The organism is Variovorax sp. CF079 (assembly GCF_900101545.1).
GTDB lineage: Bacteria > Pseudomonadota > Gammaproteobacteria > Burkholderiales > Burkholderiaceae_C > Variovorax.
In genome coordinates, this window is record NZ_FMZU01000009.1 from 64,890 (window position 1) to 81,471 (window position 16,582).

Annotated in this window: 19 protein-coding genes; 11 read left to right on the plus strand and 8 right to left on the minus strand. The window is 65.9% G+C overall.

The genetic code is table 11. From position 1 onward, the window contains the following. Window positions 1-7: 7 nt before the first annotated feature. Window positions 8-364 carry a serine/threonine protein kinase gene (locus BLS74_RS13655; protein ID WP_093107032.1) on the minus strand — a complete coding sequence of 119 codons (357 nt, stop codon included), beginning with the start codon at window positions 362-364 and terminating at the stop codon, window positions 8-10. Window positions 365-615: 251 nt separating this feature from the next. On the opposite strand from BLS74_RS13655, the gene BLS74_RS13660 reads away from it, so the two are divergent. From BLS74_RS13660 to BLS74_RS13685, 7 genes are all read left to right on the plus strand, one after another. Beyond that, on the plus strand, window positions 616-1,344 hold the full coding sequence (locus BLS74_RS13660) for an endonuclease/exonuclease/phosphatase family protein (RefSeq protein ID WP_093107034.1): 729 nt from the start codon (window positions 616-618) through the stop codon (window positions 1,342-1,344). A 2-nt stretch (window positions 1,345-1,346) separates the two neighbouring features. Beyond that, a complete protein-coding gene (clsB, locus tag BLS74_RS13665; protein ID WP_093107037.1) occupies window positions 1,347-2,576 on the plus strand; it encodes a cardiolipin synthase ClsB in 1,230 nt (409 codons plus the stop codon). Then, window positions 2,573-3,535 carry a lysylphosphatidylglycerol synthase domain-containing protein gene (locus BLS74_RS13670; RefSeq protein WP_093107039.1) on the plus strand — a complete coding sequence of 321 codons (963 nt, stop codon included), beginning with the start codon at window positions 2,573-2,575 and terminating at the stop codon, window positions 3,533-3,535. Before clsB ends, BLS74_RS13670 begins: the two co-directional genes overlap by 4 nt. Beyond that, the gene (locus BLS74_RS33825) at window positions 3,532-3,690 is read left to right on the plus strand and encodes a uracil-DNA glycosylase family protein (protein WP_244503866.1); all 159 of its coding nucleotides are present in this window, start codon (window positions 3,532-3,534) and stop codon (window positions 3,688-3,690) included. Before BLS74_RS13670 ends, BLS74_RS33825 begins: the two co-directional genes overlap by 4 nt. A 246-nt stretch (window positions 3,691-3,936) precedes the next feature. Continuing rightward, the gene (locus BLS74_RS13675) at window positions 3,937-4,425 is read left to right on the plus strand and encodes a polyhydroxyalkanoate granule-associated phasin (RefSeq protein ID WP_093107041.1); all 489 of its coding nucleotides are present in this window, start codon (window positions 3,937-3,939) and stop codon (window positions 4,423-4,425) included. A gap of 56 nt (window positions 4,426-4,481) precedes the next feature. Beyond that, entirely contained in the window at window positions 4,482-4,907 is a 426-nt protein-coding gene (locus BLS74_RS13680) for a MerR family transcriptional regulator (RefSeq protein ID WP_093107043.1), read from the plus strand. Then, a complete protein-coding gene (locus BLS74_RS13685) occupies window positions 4,904-5,350 on the plus strand; it encodes a PaaI family thioesterase (protein WP_093107045.1) in 447 nt (148 codons plus the stop codon). The genes BLS74_RS13680 and BLS74_RS13685 overlap by 4 nt, the downstream gene beginning before the upstream one ends. Here the strand turns inward: BLS74_RS13685 and BLS74_RS13690 are convergent. From BLS74_RS13690 to dnaA, 7 genes are all read right to left on the minus strand, one after another. Further along, window positions 5,319-6,503, minus strand: a complete 1,185-nt coding sequence (locus tag BLS74_RS13690; protein WP_093107350.1) for a metallophosphoesterase — start codon at window positions 6,501-6,503, stop codon at window positions 5,319-5,321. The two genes, BLS74_RS13685 and BLS74_RS13690, sit on opposite strands and share 32 nt — an antisense overlap. A gap of 92 nt (window positions 6,504-6,595) precedes the next feature. Then, a complete protein-coding gene (locus BLS74_RS13695) occupies window positions 6,596-6,907 on the minus strand; it encodes a hypothetical protein (RefSeq protein WP_244503867.1) in 312 nt (103 codons plus the stop codon). Further along, complete coding sequence (locus tag BLS74_RS13700; RefSeq protein ID WP_093107047.1) at window positions 6,904-7,368, minus strand: hypothetical protein; 465 nt, start codon at window positions 7,366-7,368, stop codon at window positions 6,904-6,906. Before BLS74_RS13700 ends, BLS74_RS13695 begins: the two co-directional genes overlap by 4 nt. Before the next feature lie 108 nt (window positions 7,369-7,476). Then, entirely contained in the window at window positions 7,477-7,974 is a 498-nt protein-coding gene (locus tag BLS74_RS13705) for a hypothetical protein (protein ID WP_093107049.1), read from the minus strand. A 162-nt stretch (window positions 7,975-8,136) separates the two neighbouring features. Continuing rightward, on the minus strand, window positions 8,137-10,758 hold the full coding sequence (gene gyrB / locus BLS74_RS13710) for a DNA topoisomerase (ATP-hydrolyzing) subunit B (RefSeq protein WP_170855594.1): 2,622 nt from the start codon (window positions 10,756-10,758) through the stop codon (window positions 8,137-8,139). Between the two features lie 137 nt (window positions 10,759-10,895). Next, complete coding sequence (dnaN, locus tag BLS74_RS13715) at window positions 10,896-12,002, minus strand: DNA polymerase III subunit beta (RefSeq protein ID WP_093107051.1); 1,107 nt, start codon at window positions 12,000-12,002, stop codon at window positions 10,896-10,898. Window positions 12,003-12,271: 269 nt separating this feature from the next. Beyond that, the gene (dnaA, locus tag BLS74_RS13720; protein ID WP_093107053.1) at window positions 12,272-13,651 is read right to left on the minus strand and encodes a chromosomal replication initiator protein DnaA; all 1,380 of its coding nucleotides are present in this window, start codon (window positions 13,649-13,651) and stop codon (window positions 12,272-12,274) included. A gap of 303 nt (window positions 13,652-13,954) precedes the next feature. Between dnaA and rpmH the strand changes: the two genes are divergently transcribed. From rpmH to yidC, 4 genes are all read left to right on the plus strand, one after another. Next, the gene (gene rpmH / locus BLS74_RS13725; protein WP_007834827.1) at window positions 13,955-14,089 is read left to right on the plus strand and encodes a 50S ribosomal protein L34; all 135 of its coding nucleotides are present in this window, start codon (window positions 13,955-13,957) and stop codon (window positions 14,087-14,089) included. A 75-nt stretch (window positions 14,090-14,164) separates the two neighbouring features. Beyond that, entirely contained in the window at window positions 14,165-14,551 is a 387-nt protein-coding gene (locus tag BLS74_RS13730; RefSeq protein WP_093107055.1) for a ribonuclease P protein component, read from the plus strand. Continuing rightward, entirely contained in the window at window positions 14,548-14,838 is a 291-nt protein-coding gene (gene yidD, locus BLS74_RS13735; protein WP_093107057.1) for a membrane protein insertion efficiency factor YidD, read from the plus strand. The genes BLS74_RS13730 and yidD overlap by 4 nt, the downstream gene beginning before the upstream one ends. After that, the gene (gene yidC / locus BLS74_RS13740) at window positions 14,835-16,514 is read left to right on the plus strand and encodes a membrane protein insertase YidC (protein ID WP_093107059.1); all 1,680 of its coding nucleotides are present in this window, start codon (window positions 14,835-14,837) and stop codon (window positions 16,512-16,514) included. Before yidD ends, yidC begins: the two co-directional genes overlap by 4 nt. The last annotated feature ends 68 nt before the right edge of the window (window positions 16,515-16,582 follow it).

The following is a 16,582-nucleotide window of genomic DNA, read 5'->3' on the forward strand; positions in this document are numbered from 1 at the left end:
TCGCACCTTACTGCGGCGTGCCGGTCTTGTCGGTCGGGTTGGTCGGAACTTCAGGCCGCTCACCCCTCTCCCCAAAGCGCGGCTTGACCTTGCGCGCCTGCTGACTCACGTCCATGCGCGTTTGCTCGCCGGTCGGCTGCGGCATCGCGTTGGGCTGGCTGTTCACGGTGGTGGTCGCCTCGCCCTTGGGCACCGGGTTGTTGGCGTTGTTGCGGTTGTGGGCGCGCGCCTCGGCCCTCACGGCCTCGCGCGAAGCCGGTTCGCTTCCGTCGGGCCGCTGGGTCGCGGTGCTCTGCGCGACGGCGACGCCGGCCAAGCCCATCAGGCCGGCGAGAAGCGTGGTGGCGATGAAACTTTGCTTCATGATGACTCCTTGTCTCTCGAGTTCAATGAATGTGAGCCCCTTCTTCATCAAGACTCCGGATCCAGCGTAGGAGCACCCAAGGCAGCCCCGTGTGGGGATGCGGCAGGCCTGCCTGTAGGAGTTGACCCGCGCTGGGCGCAGGCCGGCGCAAGTTCCTACAGCCGCCATGCGTACCTCGGCTTACAACTGCACATGTGAAGCCCTCTTCCCCTTCGGCCGGCGTGACGGCATCGCCCACCTCCCTCAAAGTCATGACCGTGAACACCCACAAAGGCTTCACGGCGCTCAACCGCAAGTTCATCCTGCCGGAGCTGCGCGAGGCGGTGCGCACGGTGGGTGCCGACGTGGTATTCCTGCAGGAGGTGCTGGGGACCCATTCGCGCCATTCCCGCAAGGTCGACAACTGGCCGGAGGCACCGCACTACGAATTCCTGGCCGACACCATGTGGCCGCAGTTCGCCTACGGCCGCAATGCGGTCTATCCCAAGGGGCATCACGGCAATGCCGTGCTGTCGAAGTTTCCGATCATCCATTTCAAGAACCACGACGTGTCGATCGTGGGCCCCGAGAAGCGCGGGCTCCTGCATTGCGTGCTGCGCCTGCCCGGCCGGCCGGTCGACGTGCACGTGATCTGCGCCCACCTGGGCCTGGCCGAAGGCCACCGGCTGCAGCAACTGGAGCTGCTGTGCCATATGGTGCGCGACGAGGTGCCGGCCGATGCGCCGCTGATCGTGGCCGGCGACTTCAACGACTGGCGCGGCCGCGCGCACGAGATCCTCGAACAGGGCGCGTCGCTGCGGGAGGTGTTCGTGCAGGCCAACGGCAGCGCGGCGAAGACCTTCCCCGCGCGCTTTCCGCTGCTCCCGCTGGACCGCATCTACGTGCGCAATGCCGGCGTGCACGCACCGGTGGTGCTGCCGCGCAAGCCCTGGTCGCACCTGTCGGACCACGCGCCGCTGGTGGCAGAGATCGAGCTGTGACCATGGGCAATCGCTGGGTCGGGGGCAATCGCGTCGAGCTGCTCGAGAACGGCGAGCAGTTCTTCCCACGCGTGTTCGACGCCATCCGACACGCGCAGCGCGAAGTGATCATCGAGACCTTCATCCTGTTCGAGGACAAGGTCGGCAAGGAGCTCCATGGCGCCTTGCGGGCGGCGGCGCAACGCGGCGTGAAGGTCGACCTGATGGTCGACGGTTTCGGCTCGCCCGATCTTTCCGACGAATTCATCGAGGGGCTGACCTCGGCGGGCGTCAAGGTGCGCGTCTTCGATCCGGGCCAGCGCTTCCTCGGCCAGCGGCTCAATGTCTTCCGGCGCATGCATCGCAAGATCATGGTGGTCGACGGCACGCGCGCCTTCGTCGGCGGCATCAACTTCTCCGCCGACCACGTGATGGACTTCGGCCCGAAGGCGAAGCAGGACTATGCGGTCGAACTCGCGGGCCCGATCGTCACCGAGATTCACCGCTTCGTGCTGCGCGCGATCGCGATCGGAGGCAAGGGGCATGGCTGGTTCAGGCGCCGCCTGCGCGCCGCCGCGCCGCACGATAACGCGCCGGCCGGCGATGCCGAGGTGCAGTTCGTCACCCGCGACAACCGCCGCCACACCAACGACATCGAGCGCCACTACCGCGCCGCCATCCGCAGCGCCCGGCAGCGCATCGTGATCGCCAATGCCTATTTCTTCCCGGGCTACCGGCTGATCAAGGAGATGCGGCGCGCGGCGCGGCGCGGCGTCGACGTGCGGCTGATTCTGCAAGGCGAGCCCGACATGCAGATCGTCAAGACGGCAGCCAGCATGCTGTATCACCACCTGCTGCACGCCGGCGTGCGCATCTACGAATACTGCGAGCGCCCGCTGCACGGCAAGGTCGCGCTGGCGGACGAACAGTGGAGCACGGTCGGATCCAGCAATCTGGACCCGCTGAGCCTGTCGCTGAACCTGGAAGCGAACGTGGTCGTGCGCGACCGGGCTTTCAACCAGCTCATGTCGGAGCGGCTCGATCGCCTGATGCGCGACCACTGCCAGCAGATCCAGACCTCGGATCTCACCGAATGGAGCGGCTGGCGCCTGGTGCGCAGCTTCTTCCTCTTCCACCTGCTGCGCTGGTATCCATCCTGGGTCGGCTGGCTGCCGCGCCACGCGCCGCGACTCCATCCCCTCGAAGCGCCCGCGCCACGCGGCGGCGGCGCGACGCAGACGGACACCGCGTGAACCCCTCGCGACGCCACGCCTGGTGGGTCTGGGCGAAGCGGATCGGCAGCTGGGTCTTCCTCGGCCTGGTCGCCTGGCTGCTGCTGCGGCAGGCGCGCGCCATCGACTGGGACGAGGTCTTCGAATCGGTCGGTCAGATCCCGCTGCCGATGCTGCTCGCCGCGGCCGCCCTCGCCGCCTGCAGCTTCACGCTCTACAGCAGCTACGACCTGCTGGGGCGCCACATGACGGGCCACACGCTGGGCACCGGCTCGGTGATGGGCGTCACCTTCATCAGCTATGCCTTCAACCTCAACCTCGGCGCGCTGATCGGCGGCGTGGCCTTCCGCTACCGCCTCTATTCGCGCCTGGGCCTGGGCGGCATCACCATCACGCGGGTACTCGGGTTCAGCATGCTGACCAACTGGCTCGGCTACCTGGTGGTCGCGGGCGCTGCCTTCTGTTTCTGGCCGATGACGCTGCCGCCCGACTGGAAGATCGGAGAGGGCGGCCTGCGCATCCTCGGCGCCACCCTGCTGCTGCTGGCCGCGGCCTACCTGGCGCTGTGCGCGATCGCGCGCGAGCATGTCTGGAACATCCGCGGCCACGAGCTGGAGACGCCGGCGCTGGGCATGGCGCTGCTGCAGCTCGTGATGTCCTGCATCAACTGGTCGCTGATCGGCGGCGTGATCTGGTTCCTGCTGCAGCGGCAACTGCCCTACCCGCACGTGCTCGGCGTGCTGCTGGTCGGCGCCGTGGCGGGCGTCATCACCCACGTGCCGGCCGGCCTGGGCGTGCTCGAAGCCGTCTTCGTCGCGCTGCTCGCGCACCAGTTTCCGCAGAGCCGGCTGCTCGGCGCGCTGCTCGCCTATCGCGCCATCTACTATCTGCTGCCGCTCGCCATCGCCACCGTGGCCTATGCAGTCACCGAGCTGCACGCCAAGCGCCTGCGGGCGTCGCGCCCAAGAGGGCCCGCATGAGCGAACGCGGCCGCTGGCACACCGGCCTGCGCGAGCTTCCGGTGCTGGTCACGCTGCATCCATCGGCACTGCTGCGCGGCGATCCAGCCGAACGCGAATCGGCCTACGCGCAATGGCTGGCCGATCTTGAGCGAGCCGGCGAATACCTCGCCTGAGACAGGGCTCAGAAACGGTACAGATAGCGCACCCGCGCGAAGTTCTCGCCCGGGTTCGGCTTCCTGATGCCGGCATTGCGATCTTCGAAGCGAAAGCGGCAAGGGAGAGCGACCTCCGCGCTCTGCAGCGGACAAGAGAAGCTCGCCGTGACAAAAGGTAGGAAATATTCGCTCAACGGTTGCTGCAGTGCAGCACGCAGCAGTCGATAGGCCTATAGTCGGTGGACCTTTCCACGCAGAACGTCCATGTCGCCCAGCTTCTCTTCTTCCCGCTTCTTCAATCCGCTCATGCTGTGGGTCGACGTCGCCTTCAAGACCCAGGATATGCTGCTGTCTTCCGGCTCGGTAATCCAGCTGCGCACCGAACGCATCGCCCGCGCCGGGCTCTCGCCCAGTGCCGAGGACCTGGCGGAAATGCAGCTCATGGGCCACGAGAAACTCGCGGCAGCGAGCGAATCGGGCGCGGCCATGGCGAACCAGCTGCATAGCACCCAGTTCGCGCTCGTCAACCGCGCTGTCAAGCACTGGCTGGGCGGCGCCGTTGCGCTCTTTTCGCTCAGCACCAGCACCACGCCGACGCAGATCGAGACGCACGGCCGGGCGCTCGCCGGCGCCGCTGCACGCTCCGCCGCCACGCTGACCCAGCTGTCGAGCGCCGGCGCGCGCATCGCACAACGCGGGCTCAAGCCCATCCACGCCAAGGCCACCTCGAACGCGCGACGGCTCGCCGGCTGAAAAAAATCGGCCCGCGCCAAGCTTCGTGCAACGCGAGGCTTGCTAGCCTTGGGCCGATGCGGATCTCGGAACTCGCCCAACGCGCCGGCGTCACGGTGCACGCGCTGCGCCACTACGAGCGGCTCGGCCTGCTGCTGCCGGCACGCACCGATTCGGGCTATCGCGATTACCCTGAATCGATGCGACGCGAAGTGGTGTTCATCGCGATGGCGCGCCGCATCGGCTTCTCGCTTCCGGCGATCGCCGAGCTGCAGCCGGCCTATCGTGCGGGCCGCCTCAGCATCACGCGGATGACCGATGCGCTGGAGGAACGCGTGGCCGCGCTGGACGCGCAGATCGCCGAGCTGCAGGCCCTGCGCGCGCAGGTGATCGAACACGCGGCCTGGCTGCGCGCGCAACGGCCCAAGCCGCCGGCAGCGGCGAAGAAGAAAGCACCCTGGCCCAAGACCTCCACCACATCCTCCTCGAAGGACAAGAGATGACCCGCACCCCTCAGCTTCAACGGATCGAACAGGCCGTGCTCGCGATGCCGATGGCGCGCACACTGGGCCTGCGCTTCACGCAACTCGCACCGGGACAGGTCGAAGTCGAACTCCCGATGGCCGAGCCGCTCACCTTCAGGCCGGGCCAGCTTCAGGCGACGCCGGTCTTCGCGGTCGCCGATTTCGCCGCGGTGTCCGCCGCCGCTTCCGTGCTGCCTGACGGCTGGAGCAACGCGACCGTCGACGCCACGCTGAAGCTCGTCGCACCCGCTGTGGGCCGCGCGGTGCGCGCACGCGGCCGCGTGGTGAGCGCCGGCCAGCTGCTCACCGTGTGCGCGGCCGAGATCTACGCCATTGGCGAGAACGGGGAGGAACGCCTCTGTGCCACGCTCCTGGGCACGGCGCGCAACATCAAGCCGCCGGTACCAGCCGCAGCAGAGTGATTTCGGAAGGCGCGCCGAAGCGCTTGGGCGGTCCCCAGTAGCCGGTGCCGCGGCTGGTGTAGACCCACATCTCGCGCAGCCGGTGCAGCCCGGCCGTGAAAGGCTGCTGCAGCGGCACGAACAGGTTCCACGGAAAGAACTGGCCGCCGTGCGTGTGGCCCGAAAGCTGCAGCTGGTAGCCGGCTTCGGCCGCGGCCGGCGCGCTGCGCGGCTGGTGCGCGAGCAGCAGGCGCGTGCGCACCAGCGGCGGCGCATCGTGCAGCGCGCGCTGCGGATCGCTCGCGTGCGCAGCATCGAAATGCGCGGCGGTGTAGTCGGTCACGCCGGCCACCACCAGCGCGCTGTCGAGCACCTCCTCGTCGGTCTGCGCGCCCCGCACATTGCGCGTCTGCAGCACCACGTGCTCGTTGAGCAGCACGCGCAGGCCCAGGCGGCGCAGCTCGTCGATCCATGCCTGTGCGCCCGCGTAGTACTCGTGGTTGCCGGTCACCACGAAGGTGCCGAGCCGCGCGCGCAGGCCGGCGAGCGGCGCGACATGCTCGCGCAGCTCGGCCACCGTGCCGTCGACCAGGTCGCCCGTGATCGCGATCATGTCCGCGCCCAGCGCATTGACCGCATCGACGATGCGCTGGATGTAGCCGCGCCGGATGGTAGGCCCGACATGGATGTCGCTGAGCTGGGCGATCGTGAAGCCGTTCAGCCCGGAGGGCAGGTTGCGGATCGGCACATCGACCCGCACCACACCGGCGGTGCGCCGCGCGTTGAAGAAGCCGATCAGCGAGATCAGCGTCGCCAGCAGCGGCACCGCCGCCGCGCTCCAGGCCTGCCCGCGCGGCCAATCGATGGCCCAGCCGCCGAGGGCGGTGGCGAGCCAGGTCAGCAGCAGGCCGGCGTCACGCGCCATCGTGAGCACGAACATCGACGAAAACCATCCCATGCAGAGGAGGCCCAGCCATTTCCACCCATCGGCCAGTGGCGCCCGGCCTGCGGAGCGTGCACCGACAAAGGGCAGTGGCATGGTCGCGGCCGAGAGCACCAGCGCCGCCAGCAGCACCGGCCAGGCGCCGGTGAGCAAGGCGAGCGCCGGCAGCAGCCGCAGGCCGATATAGGCGTGCAGCAGCGTGGTGAGAAGAATCAGGGGCGGCAGCGGCATCGAGGCCTTGAAGAGTGCGCACAGTGCGGACACCGCATGTGGGCGCCGCCGCCTTCACATTCAAGGCGCGTGCCAGCAAAGAAAATGGCGCCTCAGTCGATGGCAAAGGCGATCGCGACCGCGCCCAATGCCAGGATCGCGAGGCCGGCCAGAAACAGCAGCTCCGCACGGCGCTCATGGCGCGGTCCTTCGCGCCGGGAACGCATCGACACGAAGGACAGCACCGCGCTCGCCAGGAAGATCAGCGCGTCGAAGGCCAGCAGCTTGTCGATCAGCACGCGCGAGTGGCCGTCGGGACGCAGGTGGCCGATCGACAGCACCGTCATGCACACGCCAATCATCGTGGCCGAGGTCGGCAGGATGTGCGCCGAAAGGCCCCGGCTCTCGAGGATCCGCGGAATCACGAATGCGCGCTCACGTCCGTGCCTGCGGGCCACAGGAAGAGGGTGCGGGTCGGGCTGCCGGCGCGGATCTCGACCGCCTGCTTCAGCGTCCGGCCGGCCAGCGTGGCTTCCACCTCATAGCGGCCGGGCTCGAGGCGCGCCACCATGAACGGGCCTTCGGCCGTCACATGCGCCAGCACGTCGCGGCCGGCGGCATCGCGCACCGACACGGAGACGTCGGCCGCGAAATCCGCGCGCGTGCCGTCCTTGATTGCGAATTCGAAGGTCGCCGGCCATCGCGGCGCGACGCTTTGCATCAGCGCCGCCTCGTCGCTGCTGATGCCGCCGCTCATGTACTCGATGCCGTTCGTCATGCGGATCGGCGGGTTGTAGGCCGCCTGCGCCACCAGTGCACCGAAAAGCGACACGCCACCGATTGCCAGGGCGGCCACGGGCCGCCAGATCCGGGTTGTGTTCTTCATTGCCGTGTCCTTGCTCGGGTTGATGAGATCGGTGGAGGTCAGGCATCTGCACTCCACGCCCGGACTATGGGCGGCAAGACTTAGGCGAAGCTGAATCAGCGAGAGCGCTCAGTCGCTGGTGCGGGCCGCGGCTTGTTGTTCCGGCATGAGCTGCCCGGTCGCGGCGGCGAAATCGACGTTGGATGGCCAGACGAAGGCAGCGCGGGACGCCATTCCGTTGAACACGATCAGCGGCTGCTGCAGCGTGATCCCGGCCAGCGTGGCCTCGACCTCGTAGGCGCCGGGGTCGAGCCGCGCCAGCATGAAGGGAGCGCCCGAAACGGCCTCCATCACCGGCCGGCCCGAATAGCGTTCGCGCACCACCACCTTCACGTCGGCCGGTACTTCGCCCGTTTTGGCACGGTTGACCGAGAACTCCAGCGTCGCCGCCCAGCGCGGCGAGACCATGCGCATGAACGCCGCCTCCGCGCTGCTTTTTCCGCCGCACATGTATTCGATGCCCTGCGCCATGCGGATGGGCGGGTTCGTCGTCAGTGCGTGCGCCGAAGTCCATGCACCAAAGAAAGCCAGAGCCACCGTGGGCCACCAAAACCGGGTTGCTTTCATCGCTTGCTGTCCTCGCTCCAAAAAACGGCGTCAATCCGCCGGAATTTTGCTTAGCAAGAGTCGGGCTAGGTATAGCGTTTACGAGGATTGGCGCGGCGCAGCGGCCTCGGCGGGCGGCTCGGCATGCGGTATTTCACGAACCGGCTTGAGCCGGGTTCGCAATTACACGTCGATGTTCGCCGCCCGCAGCGCGTTCTGCTCGATGAACTCGCGGCGCGGCTCGACCTCGTCGCCCATCAGCATCGTGAACACGCGGTCGGCTTCGATCGCGTCGTCGATCTGCACGCGCAGCAGCCGGCGCACGGCCGGGTCCATGGTGGTTTCCCACAGCTGCTGGGGATTCATCTCGCCCAGGCCCTTGTAGCGCTGGCGCGCGGTGGCGTTTTCGGCCTGGCCGATCAGCCAGCGCACGGCCTCGCGGAAGTCGTTGACCTTTTCTTCCTTGGCCCGGTCGCCCTCGCCGCGCTTGACCACGGCCCCTTCGCCCAACAGGCCGCGGAATGTCTGGGCGGCAGCGGCCAGCGCCGCGTAATCGGCGCCGTGCACGAAATCCTGCGTGATCACGCTGCTCTTGATGTTGCCGTGATGGCGGCGGCTGATGCGCAGGAGCGGCTTGTCGGTGCGCACGTCGAACTCGCTGGCCACCTCTGCGGGGACGCCCGTGGCGTCGAGTTCGCGCAGCTTGTTCTGCAGCGCCACGGCTGAAGCCTCGGCACTGGCCGTGGTATCGAGATCCAGCGACACGCCATCGGCGATGGCACGCAGGGCCGCCGCATCGAGGAACACGCCCAGGCGTGCAATGACCGCTTCGGCCAACTGGTGCTTGCGTGCCAGCTCGGCCAGCGTGTCGCCGCTCAGAGTGGTCGGCTTCTCGCCACCGGTTTCGACGCTGGCATCCTTGAGTGCGACCTTGAGCAGGAAGGCATCGAGCGCCGGCCCGTCCTTCAGGTACTGCTCTTCCTTGCCGACCTTCACTTTGTAGAGCGGCGGCTGCGCGATGTAGATGTGGCCGCGCTCGACCAGCTCTGGCATCTGCCGGTAGAAGAAGGTCAACAGCAGCGTGCGAATGTGGGCTCCATCGACGTCGGCGTCGGTCATGATGATGATGCGGTGGTAGCGCAGCTTCGCGACGTTGAAGTCGTCGGCGCCGCCGCCCGCACTCGTCGCGCCGGCCCGGCCGATGCCGGTGCCGAGCGCGGTGATCATGGTCAGGATTTCGTTGCTGGTCAGCAGCTTCTCGTAGCGCGCCTTCTCGACGTTCAGGATCTTGCCGCGCAAGGGCAGGATGGCCTGGAACTTCCGGTCTCGGCCCTGCTTGGCGGAGCCGCCGGCGGAGTCGCCCTCCACCAGGTAGACCTCGCACAGCGCCGGGTCCTTTTCCTGGCAGTCGGCCAGCTTGCCGGGCAGGCCCATGCCGTCGAGCACGCCCTTGCGCCGCGTCATCTCGCGCGCCTTGCGGGCCGCTTCGCGCGCCCGCGCGGCGTCGACGATCTTGCCGCAGATGATCTTGGCGTCGTTCGGGCGCTCCTGCAGGTAGTCGGTGAGGAGCCGCCCGACGATGTCTTCCACCGGCGCGCGCACCTCGCTCGACACCAGCTTGTCCTTGGTCTGGCTCGAGAACTTCGGTTCGGGCACCTTCACGCTGAGCACGCAGCACAGGCCTTCGCGCATGTCGTCGCCGGTGACTTCGACCTTGGCCTTCTTGGCGAACTCGTTCTCTTCGATGTACTTGTTGATGACGCGCGTCATCGCGGCGCGCAGGCCGGTCAGGTGGGTGCCGCCGTCACGCTGCGGAATGTTGTTGGTGAAGCACAGCACCTGCTCGTTGTAGCCGCTGTTCCACTGCATCGCGACCTCGACGCCGATGTGCGTGCCCGGAATGCCGCCATAGGTGTCGGCCGGCTTCTCGCCCATCGCGTAGAACACGTTGGGATGCAGGACCGTCTTGCCCTTGTTGATGAATTCGACGAAGCCCTTGACGCCACCGGCACCGGAGAAATCGTCTTCCTTGCCGGTGCGCTCGTCGAGCAGGCGGATGCGCACGCCGTTGTTCAGGAAGCTCAGTTCGCGCAGGCGCTTGCTGAGGATCTCGTAGTGGAAGTCGGCGTTTTCCTTGAAGATTTCGTCGTCGGGCAGGAAGTGCACCTCGGTGCCGCGCTTCTCGGTATCGCCCGTGATCTTCATCGGCGACACCTCGACGCCGTTCACCGTCTCGACGATGCGGTTTTGCACGAAGCCTTTGCTGAACTCCAGCGTGTGCACCTTGCCCTCGCGCCGCACCGTGAGGCGCAGCATCTTGCTAAGCGCGTTCACGCAACTCACGCCGACGCCGTGCAGGCCGCCCGAGACCTTGTAGCTGTTCTGGTTGAACTTGCCGCCGGCGTGCAGCTCGGTGAGCGCGATCTCCGCCGCCGAGCGCTTGGGCTCGTGCTTGTCGTCCATCTTCACGCCGGTCGGGATGCCGCGGCCGTTGTCGACCACCGAGATCGAGTTGTCGGTATGGATGGTCACGACGATGTCGTCGCAGTACCCCGCCAGCGCTTCGTCGATCGAGTTGTCGACCACTTCGAACACCAGGTGGTGCAGGCCGGTGCCGTCGGAGGTATCGCCGATGTACATGCCGGGGCGCTTGCGCACGGCTTCCAGGCCTTCGAGGATCGTGATGGAGCCTTCGCCGTAGGAGTTGTCCGCGGTCGGTGTCACTTCGATCGGGATCGCGCTGTCGATCTCGGGGGTGTAAACCGGCTCGGTGTGCGGCACTTCCGGCTTGTTTTCTTCGCTCATCAGGATCCTTCTGTCTATCTCTCGGCGTTTGTTGCGCCATTCCAGGAATACCGCGGAACCGGCCTTGCCGGGCCGCTGGTATTGCCCCCTGCAAGGGGGGTTGGAGGCCACACGAAGTGGGCAAGCCTGGGGGTGCGCTAAATCCTCATCGGCATCACGACGTACTTGAACGACGCGTTGTCGGGAATCGTCATCAGCACCGAACTGTTGGAATCGGCGAGGTCCAGCTTCACCATGTCCTGGCCCATGTTGGCCAGCGCATCGATCAGGTAGGTCACGTTGAAGCCGATTTCGATGGCGTCGCCGCCGTAGTCGATGTCGAGCTCGTCCTGCGCTTCTTCCTGCTCGGCGTTGTTCGACGCGATGCGCAGGGTGCCGGGCTCGATGTTGAGCCGCACGCCCTTGAACTTCTCGCTGGTCAGGATCGCAGTGCGCTGCAGGCTGGCCAGGAGCGGCGCGCGGCCCAGAGTCACGGTGTTCTTGTGGGTCTTGGGGATCACGCGGTTGTAGTCGGGGAACTTGCCTTCGACCAGCTTGGTGACGAACTCCATGCCGCCGAAGCTGAACTTGGCCTGGTTGTTCGCGAACTGCATCTCGATCGCGCCTTCGGCGTCCGACAGCAGGCGCTGCATCTCGAGCACGGTCTTGCGCGGCAGGATGACTTCCTGGCGCGGCACCTCGACGTCGAGCATGGCCGATGCGAAGGCCAGGCGGTGGCCGTCGGTGGCCACCAAGCTCAGCTGCTTGCCCTCGGCCACGAACAGGATGCCGTTGAGGTAGTAGCGGATGTCATGCACCGCCATCGCAAACGAAACCTGGCTCAGCAGGTCTTTCAGCGTCTTCTGCGGCACGCTGAACACCGGGCCGAAGTTGGCCGATTCCTGCACCAGCGGGAAGTCTTCGGCCGGCAGCGATTGCAGCGTGAAGCGGCTCTTGCCGCCCTTGAGCACCAGCTTGCTCGCGCTCGACTCGAGACTCACTGTCTGGTCGGCCGGCATGGTGCGCAGGATGTCGATCAGCTTGCGTGCGCCGATGGTCGTGGTGAAGTTGCCCTCGTCCCCGCCGAGCTCGGCATGGGTGCGGATCTGGATCTCGAGGTCGCTGGTGGTCAGCTGCAGGTCGCCGCCGGTCTTGCGGATCAGCACATTGGCCAGGATCGGCAGCGTGTGGCGTCGCTCCACGATGCCTGCCACCGATTGCAGCGCGGCGAGGACTTTGTCTTGTGTTGCCTTCAATACGATCATGTGTCTTACCTCTTCCTTATTTCTTTAATTCAACTTAGTAGTAGTAGATAAGGGATGCCCTCAGCTGTGGACAGGGCGATTTTCCGCTTTTGCGACAGCCACTTGCGTGAGCCGGCTGGCTGTGTGCAGCCGCGCTTCGCTGCTGTCGCGCAAAGGCGGACAACTTCGTGGTGCGCACCGCGGCTGTGGACAAGCACCCGCTTGTGCCGAAACTGTCCCCAGAGTTGTCCTTTGACAGGCTTTCGTGAATCTGCGATGACGCTCATTCCTCAGCCCTTGAGGGTTTGCTCCAGCACGTGCAGCTGCTGATTGAGTTCGGTGAGCTGCTGGCGCTCGCCCGAGATCTTCCGCACCGCGTGCAGCACCGTCGTGTGATCGCGACCGCCGAACAGCTCGCCGATCTCCGGCAGGCTCTTCTGGGTCAGTTCCTTGGCCAGGTACATGGCGATCTGGCGCGGCCGGGCGATCGATGCCGGGCGCTTCTTCGAATACATGTCGGCGACCTTGATCTTGTAGTAGTCGGCCACCGTCTTCTGGATGTTCTCGACCGAGATCTGCCGATTCTGGATCGAGAGCAAGTCACGCAATGCTTCGCGCGCGAGCGCGATCGAAATTTCTTTCTGGTTGAAGCGCGAGTAGGCGAGGATCTTGCGCAGCGCGCCTTCGAGCTCGCGCACGTTGGAGCGGACGTTCTTGGCGACGAAGAAGGCCACTTCCTCGGGCATCTCGGCGCTTTCGGCGCGCGCCTTGTTGATCAGGATCGCCACGCGCATCTCGAGCTCGGGCGGCTCGATCGCGACCGTGAGGCCGGAATCGAAACGCGAGACCAGCCGCTCATGGATGTCCGCCAGGCCCTTGGGATAGGTGTCGCTCGTCATGACGATGTGCGACTTCTTGGCGAGCAGGGCTTCGAAGGCGTTGAAGAATTCCTCCTGCGTCCGGTCCTTGTTGGCGAAGAACTGGACGTCGTCGATCAAGAGCAGGTCGAGCGAGTGATAGCGCTCCTTGAACTCGTCGAAAGTCTTGCGCTGATAGGCTTTGACCACATCCGAAACGAATTGCTCCGCGTGGATGTAGAGAACTTTGGCGTCCGGCCGGTCGGACAGGAGCCGGTTGCCCACCGCATGCATCAGGTGGGTCTTGCCCAGGCCGACCCCGCCGTAGATGAAAAGCGGGTTGTAAAGATGGCCGGGCATGCCGGCGACGTGCATCGCCGCTGCGCGCGCCATCCGGTTGGCTGTGCCTTCGACCAGCGTGTCGAAGGTGAGGCCGGAGTTCAGCCTGTTCTTGAATGCGGTGCCGCTCAGGTCCTCACCCGGGCCGGCCACGTCGCGCGGCACATCCGTTTCGGAGACGATGGCCATCGATACAGGCCTGGCAACGATTTCTCGAGGAGCGAGCGCTAACTCGATGATCACCGGCTGGCCATAGAGCTTCTCGGCCATGGAGGCGATCTTGCCGGCGTACTGGGCCCGGATCCAGTCGAGCTTGAAGCGGTTGGCGACGAAGACCGTGACCCGTGAAAGATCGTCCGCGACCCTCGCGGTCAGCGGCTTGATCCAGGTATTGAACTGCTGTTCGGACAGCTCCTGCGCGAGCTGGTCGACGCAGGCCTGCCAGAGGCTGTCACCGACGCCGTCACTCGGCATGGGTGCTCTGAAATGTGGTGTGTCCCTCGGCCATTTTTCGTTTTGTGTTTGTGGATAGTCGCACCCGTGATGGGTCGTCGATTCTAACTTGTCAAAACCTTATCCACACCGTTGCGGCGAGCACGAAAACGGCGTGATAGCGGCCTCGGATTGTTGTTCGGCAGAATGTTTGCGATAATCGCGGGTTTCCCTGAAAACCTCTTTGTGTGTTTCGGGGTATCAGCGCAACTAGCAGCACTTTGCAGCACCACCCCGGACCCCTGGGTCGGAAAACCGGCCTCCGGGTCAAGCAGGAAAACCATCATGAAACGCACTTACCAAGCATCCAAAGTCCGCCGCGCCCGTACCCACGGCTTCCTGGTCCGCATGAAGACCCGCGGCGGCCGCGCCGTCATCAACGCGCGCCGCGCCAAGGGCCGCAAGCGCCTCGCCGTCTAACGGCGACTGTAGTTACCGTTGCCAGTCGTAGCGCTGCCGCCGTCATCGTCCGTCGGCGCTTTGCGCTTGGCTCCCATGCAGCGGCTCAAGACCCGCGCGCAATTCCAGGCCGTCCTCGCAGGTGCTACCGTGGCGCGCACCGCCCACTTCGCATTGCACCGTTGCGCGCTCGATGCGCAGCCGGGTGCCGCGCCACTGTTTGAAACGCAGGACGTCTGGCTCGGCGCAATGGTCCCCAAACGCTGGGCCCGCCGTGCGGTCACCCGCAACGCCATCAAGCGCCAGATCTATCAAGTGAGCGCCGCCTCCGAAGCTTTCTTGCCGCCCGCGGCGCATGTCGTGCGCCTGCGTTCTGCTTTCGATCGCAAGGAATTCGTGAGCGCGACCTCCGACAAGCTCAAGGCCGCCGTCCGCGCCGAGCTCCAGCAATTGCTGGAGCGGGCTGCCGCGGCGCGCGCATGATGCGGCGCCTGTTGATCGGCCTCGTGAAGGCCTATCGCCTGTTGCTGAGCCCGTGGCTTGGGTCATCCTGCCGCTTCGAACCCACCTGTTCCGTCTACGCCATCGAGGCGCTCGAGCAGCACGGCGCAGCCGCCGGCAGCTATCTCACCCTGCGCCGCCTCGTCCGCTGCCAGCCCTGGTGCCAGGGCGGCCACGATCCGGTTCCCCCCAAGGCGCAGCGCCAGACCCCGGCTTCGGGCTCGCTGTTTTCCTTTCTCTCTTCCGACGACAAGAAGTCTTCTTCATGAACGATATCCGCCGCACCATCCTGTGGGTGATTTTTGGCTTCTCGCTGGTGCTGCTGTGGGACCAATGGCAGGTCTACAACGGCAAGAACCCCACCTTCCTGCCGTCGACCAAGCCTCCCGTGAGTGCGACGGCACCGGCAGCCCCGCCCGCCGGCGCGGCTTCCGGTGCGGTGCCGCCGGCCAGCGTTGCGGCGGCCGGCAGCAACAGCACCGGCGCCGCGGCCGTTCCGGGCGGCACGACGACGGCGCCTGCGGCGGGCGAGAAAGTCGTGGTCAGCACCGACGTGCTCAAGCTGACCTTCGATACCGAAGGCGGCTCGCTGGCGCAGAGCGAGTTCATCCAGCACGACGACCTGACGGAGAAGGACAAGCCTTTCGTCCTGCTCGACCAGAGTCCGAACCGCTTCTATGTGGCGCAGACCGGCCTGATCGGCGGCGCCTTCCCCACGCACAAGACGCCGATGACCTTCACCGGCGAGCGCGCGCTGAAGGACGGCGCCAATGAACTGGTGCTGCGCTTCGAATCGCCCGACCTGGGCGGCGTCAAGCTGATCAAGACCTGGACGCTCAAGCGCGGCGCCTACGACATGACCGTGCGCCACGAGATCGTCAACACCGGCACGGCGCCGGTGTCGCCGCAGCTCTATCTGCAGCTCGTGCGCGACGGCAACAAGCCGCCGGGCGAGTCGTCCTTCTATTCGACCTTCACCGGTCCGGCCGTCTATACCGAGGCCAAGAAGTTCCAGAAGATCGAGTTCAAGGACATCGAGAACAACAAGGCCGACTTCGTGAAGGAGTCGACCAACGGCTACGTGGCGATGGTGCAGCACTACTTCGCCAGCGCCTGGCTGCTGAAGGACGGCGTCCAGCGCGACCTGTTCGCGCGCAAGGTCGACACCAACCTTTACGCGGTCGGCATGATCACTTCGGCTGGCCCGGTCGCGCCGGGCGCCAGCAAGACGATCGACGCTGACTTCTTCGTTGGTCCGCAGGCCGAGAAGACGCTCGAGGCCGTCGCGCCGGGGCTGGAGCTGGTCAAGGACTACGGCATCTTCACGATCATTTCCAAGCCGCTCTACTGGCTGCTCGACAAGCTGCACGGCATGCTCGGCAACTGGGGCTGGGCGATCGTTGCGCTGGTGGTGCTGCTCAAGGCCGCGTTCTACTGGCTCAACGCCAAGGCCTACGCCAGCATGGCGAAGATGAAGGCCATCAATCCCAAGATCATGGAAATGCGCGAGCGGCTCAAGGACAAGCCGCAGGAGATGCAGCAGGAGATGATGCGCATCTATCGCGAGGAGAAGGTCAACCCGATGGGCGGCTGCTTCCCGATCGTGGTCCAGATCCCGGTGTTCATCGCGCTCTACTGGGTGCTGCTGTCCTCGGTCGAGATGCGCCACGCGCCGTGGATCGGCTGGATCCACGACCTGTCGGCACCCGACCCTTGGTTCATCCTGCCGATCGTGATGACCGCGACCTCGCTGTTCCAGACCTGGCTCAACCCGACGCCGCCCGATCCGATGCAGGCCAAGCTGATGTGGATCATGCCGTTGGCGTTCAGCGTGATGTTCATCTTCTTCCCGGCCGGCCTGGTGCTGTACTGGATCACGAACAACGTGCTGTCGATCGCGCAGCAGTGGTTCATCAACAAGCGCCTGGGCGTGCTGGGCAAATAGCCGCTGCCGAGCGCCGATTTCGAACAAGGGCCGCGAAAGCGGCCCTTTTTGCTGAAAGAATCCTCACC

Bases quoted from the DNA above. Each gene is read 5' to 3' on its own strand.
- BLS74_RS13655 (WP_093107032.1), bottom strand. From the start codon at position 364: ATGAAGCAAAGTTTCATCGCCACCACGCTTCTCGCCGGCCTGATGGGC.
- BLS74_RS13660 (WP_093107034.1), top strand. From the start codon at position 616: ATGACCGTGAACACCCACAAAGGCTTCACGGCGCTCAACCGCAAGTTC.
- clsB (WP_093107037.1), top strand. From the start codon at position 1,347: ATGGGCAATCGCTGGGTCGGGGGCAATCGCGTCGAGCTGCTCGAGAAC.
- BLS74_RS33825 (WP_244503866.1), top strand. From the start codon at position 3,532: ATGAGCGAACGCGGCCGCTGGCACACCGGCCTGCGCGAGCTTCCGGTG.
- BLS74_RS13675 (WP_093107041.1), top strand. From the start codon at position 3,937: ATGTCGCCCAGCTTCTCTTCTTCCCGCTTCTTCAATCCGCTCATGCTG.
- BLS74_RS13680 (WP_093107043.1), top strand. From the start codon at position 4,482: ATGCGGATCTCGGAACTCGCCCAACGCGCCGGCGTCACGGTGCACGCG.
- BLS74_RS13685 (WP_093107045.1), top strand. From the start codon at position 4,904: ATGACCCGCACCCCTCAGCTTCAACGGATCGAACAGGCCGTGCTCGCG.
- BLS74_RS13690 (WP_093107350.1), bottom strand. From the start codon at position 6,503: ATGCCGCTGCCGCCCCTGATTCTTCTCACCACGCTGCTGCACGCCTAT.
- BLS74_RS13700 (WP_093107047.1), bottom strand. From the start codon at position 7,368: ATGAAGAACACAACCCGGATCTGGCGGCCCGTGGCCGCCCTGGCAATC.
- BLS74_RS13705 (WP_093107049.1), bottom strand. From the start codon at position 7,974: ATGAAAGCAACCCGGTTTTGGTGGCCCACGGTGGCTCTGGCTTTCTTT.
- gyrB (WP_170855594.1), bottom strand. From the start codon at position 10,758: ATGAGCGAAGAAAACAAGCCGGAAGTGCCGCACACCGAGCCGGTTTAC.
- dnaN (WP_093107051.1), bottom strand. From the start codon at position 12,002: ATGATCGTATTGAAGGCAACACAAGACAAAGTCCTCGCCGCGCTGCAA.
- dnaA (WP_093107053.1), bottom strand. From the start codon at position 13,651: ATGCCGAGTGACGGCGTCGGTGACAGCCTCTGGCAGGCCTGCGTCGAC.
- rpmH (WP_007834827.1), top strand. From the start codon at position 13,955: ATGAAACGCACTTACCAAGCATCCAAAGTCCGCCGCGCCCGTACCCAC.
- BLS74_RS13730 (WP_093107055.1), top strand. From the start codon at position 14,165: ATGCAGCGGCTCAAGACCCGCGCGCAATTCCAGGCCGTCCTCGCAGGT.
- yidD (WP_093107057.1), top strand. From the start codon at position 14,548: ATGATGCGGCGCCTGTTGATCGGCCTCGTGAAGGCCTATCGCCTGTTG.
- yidC (WP_093107059.1), top strand. From the start codon at position 14,835: ATGAACGATATCCGCCGCACCATCCTGTGGGTGATTTTTGGCTTCTCG.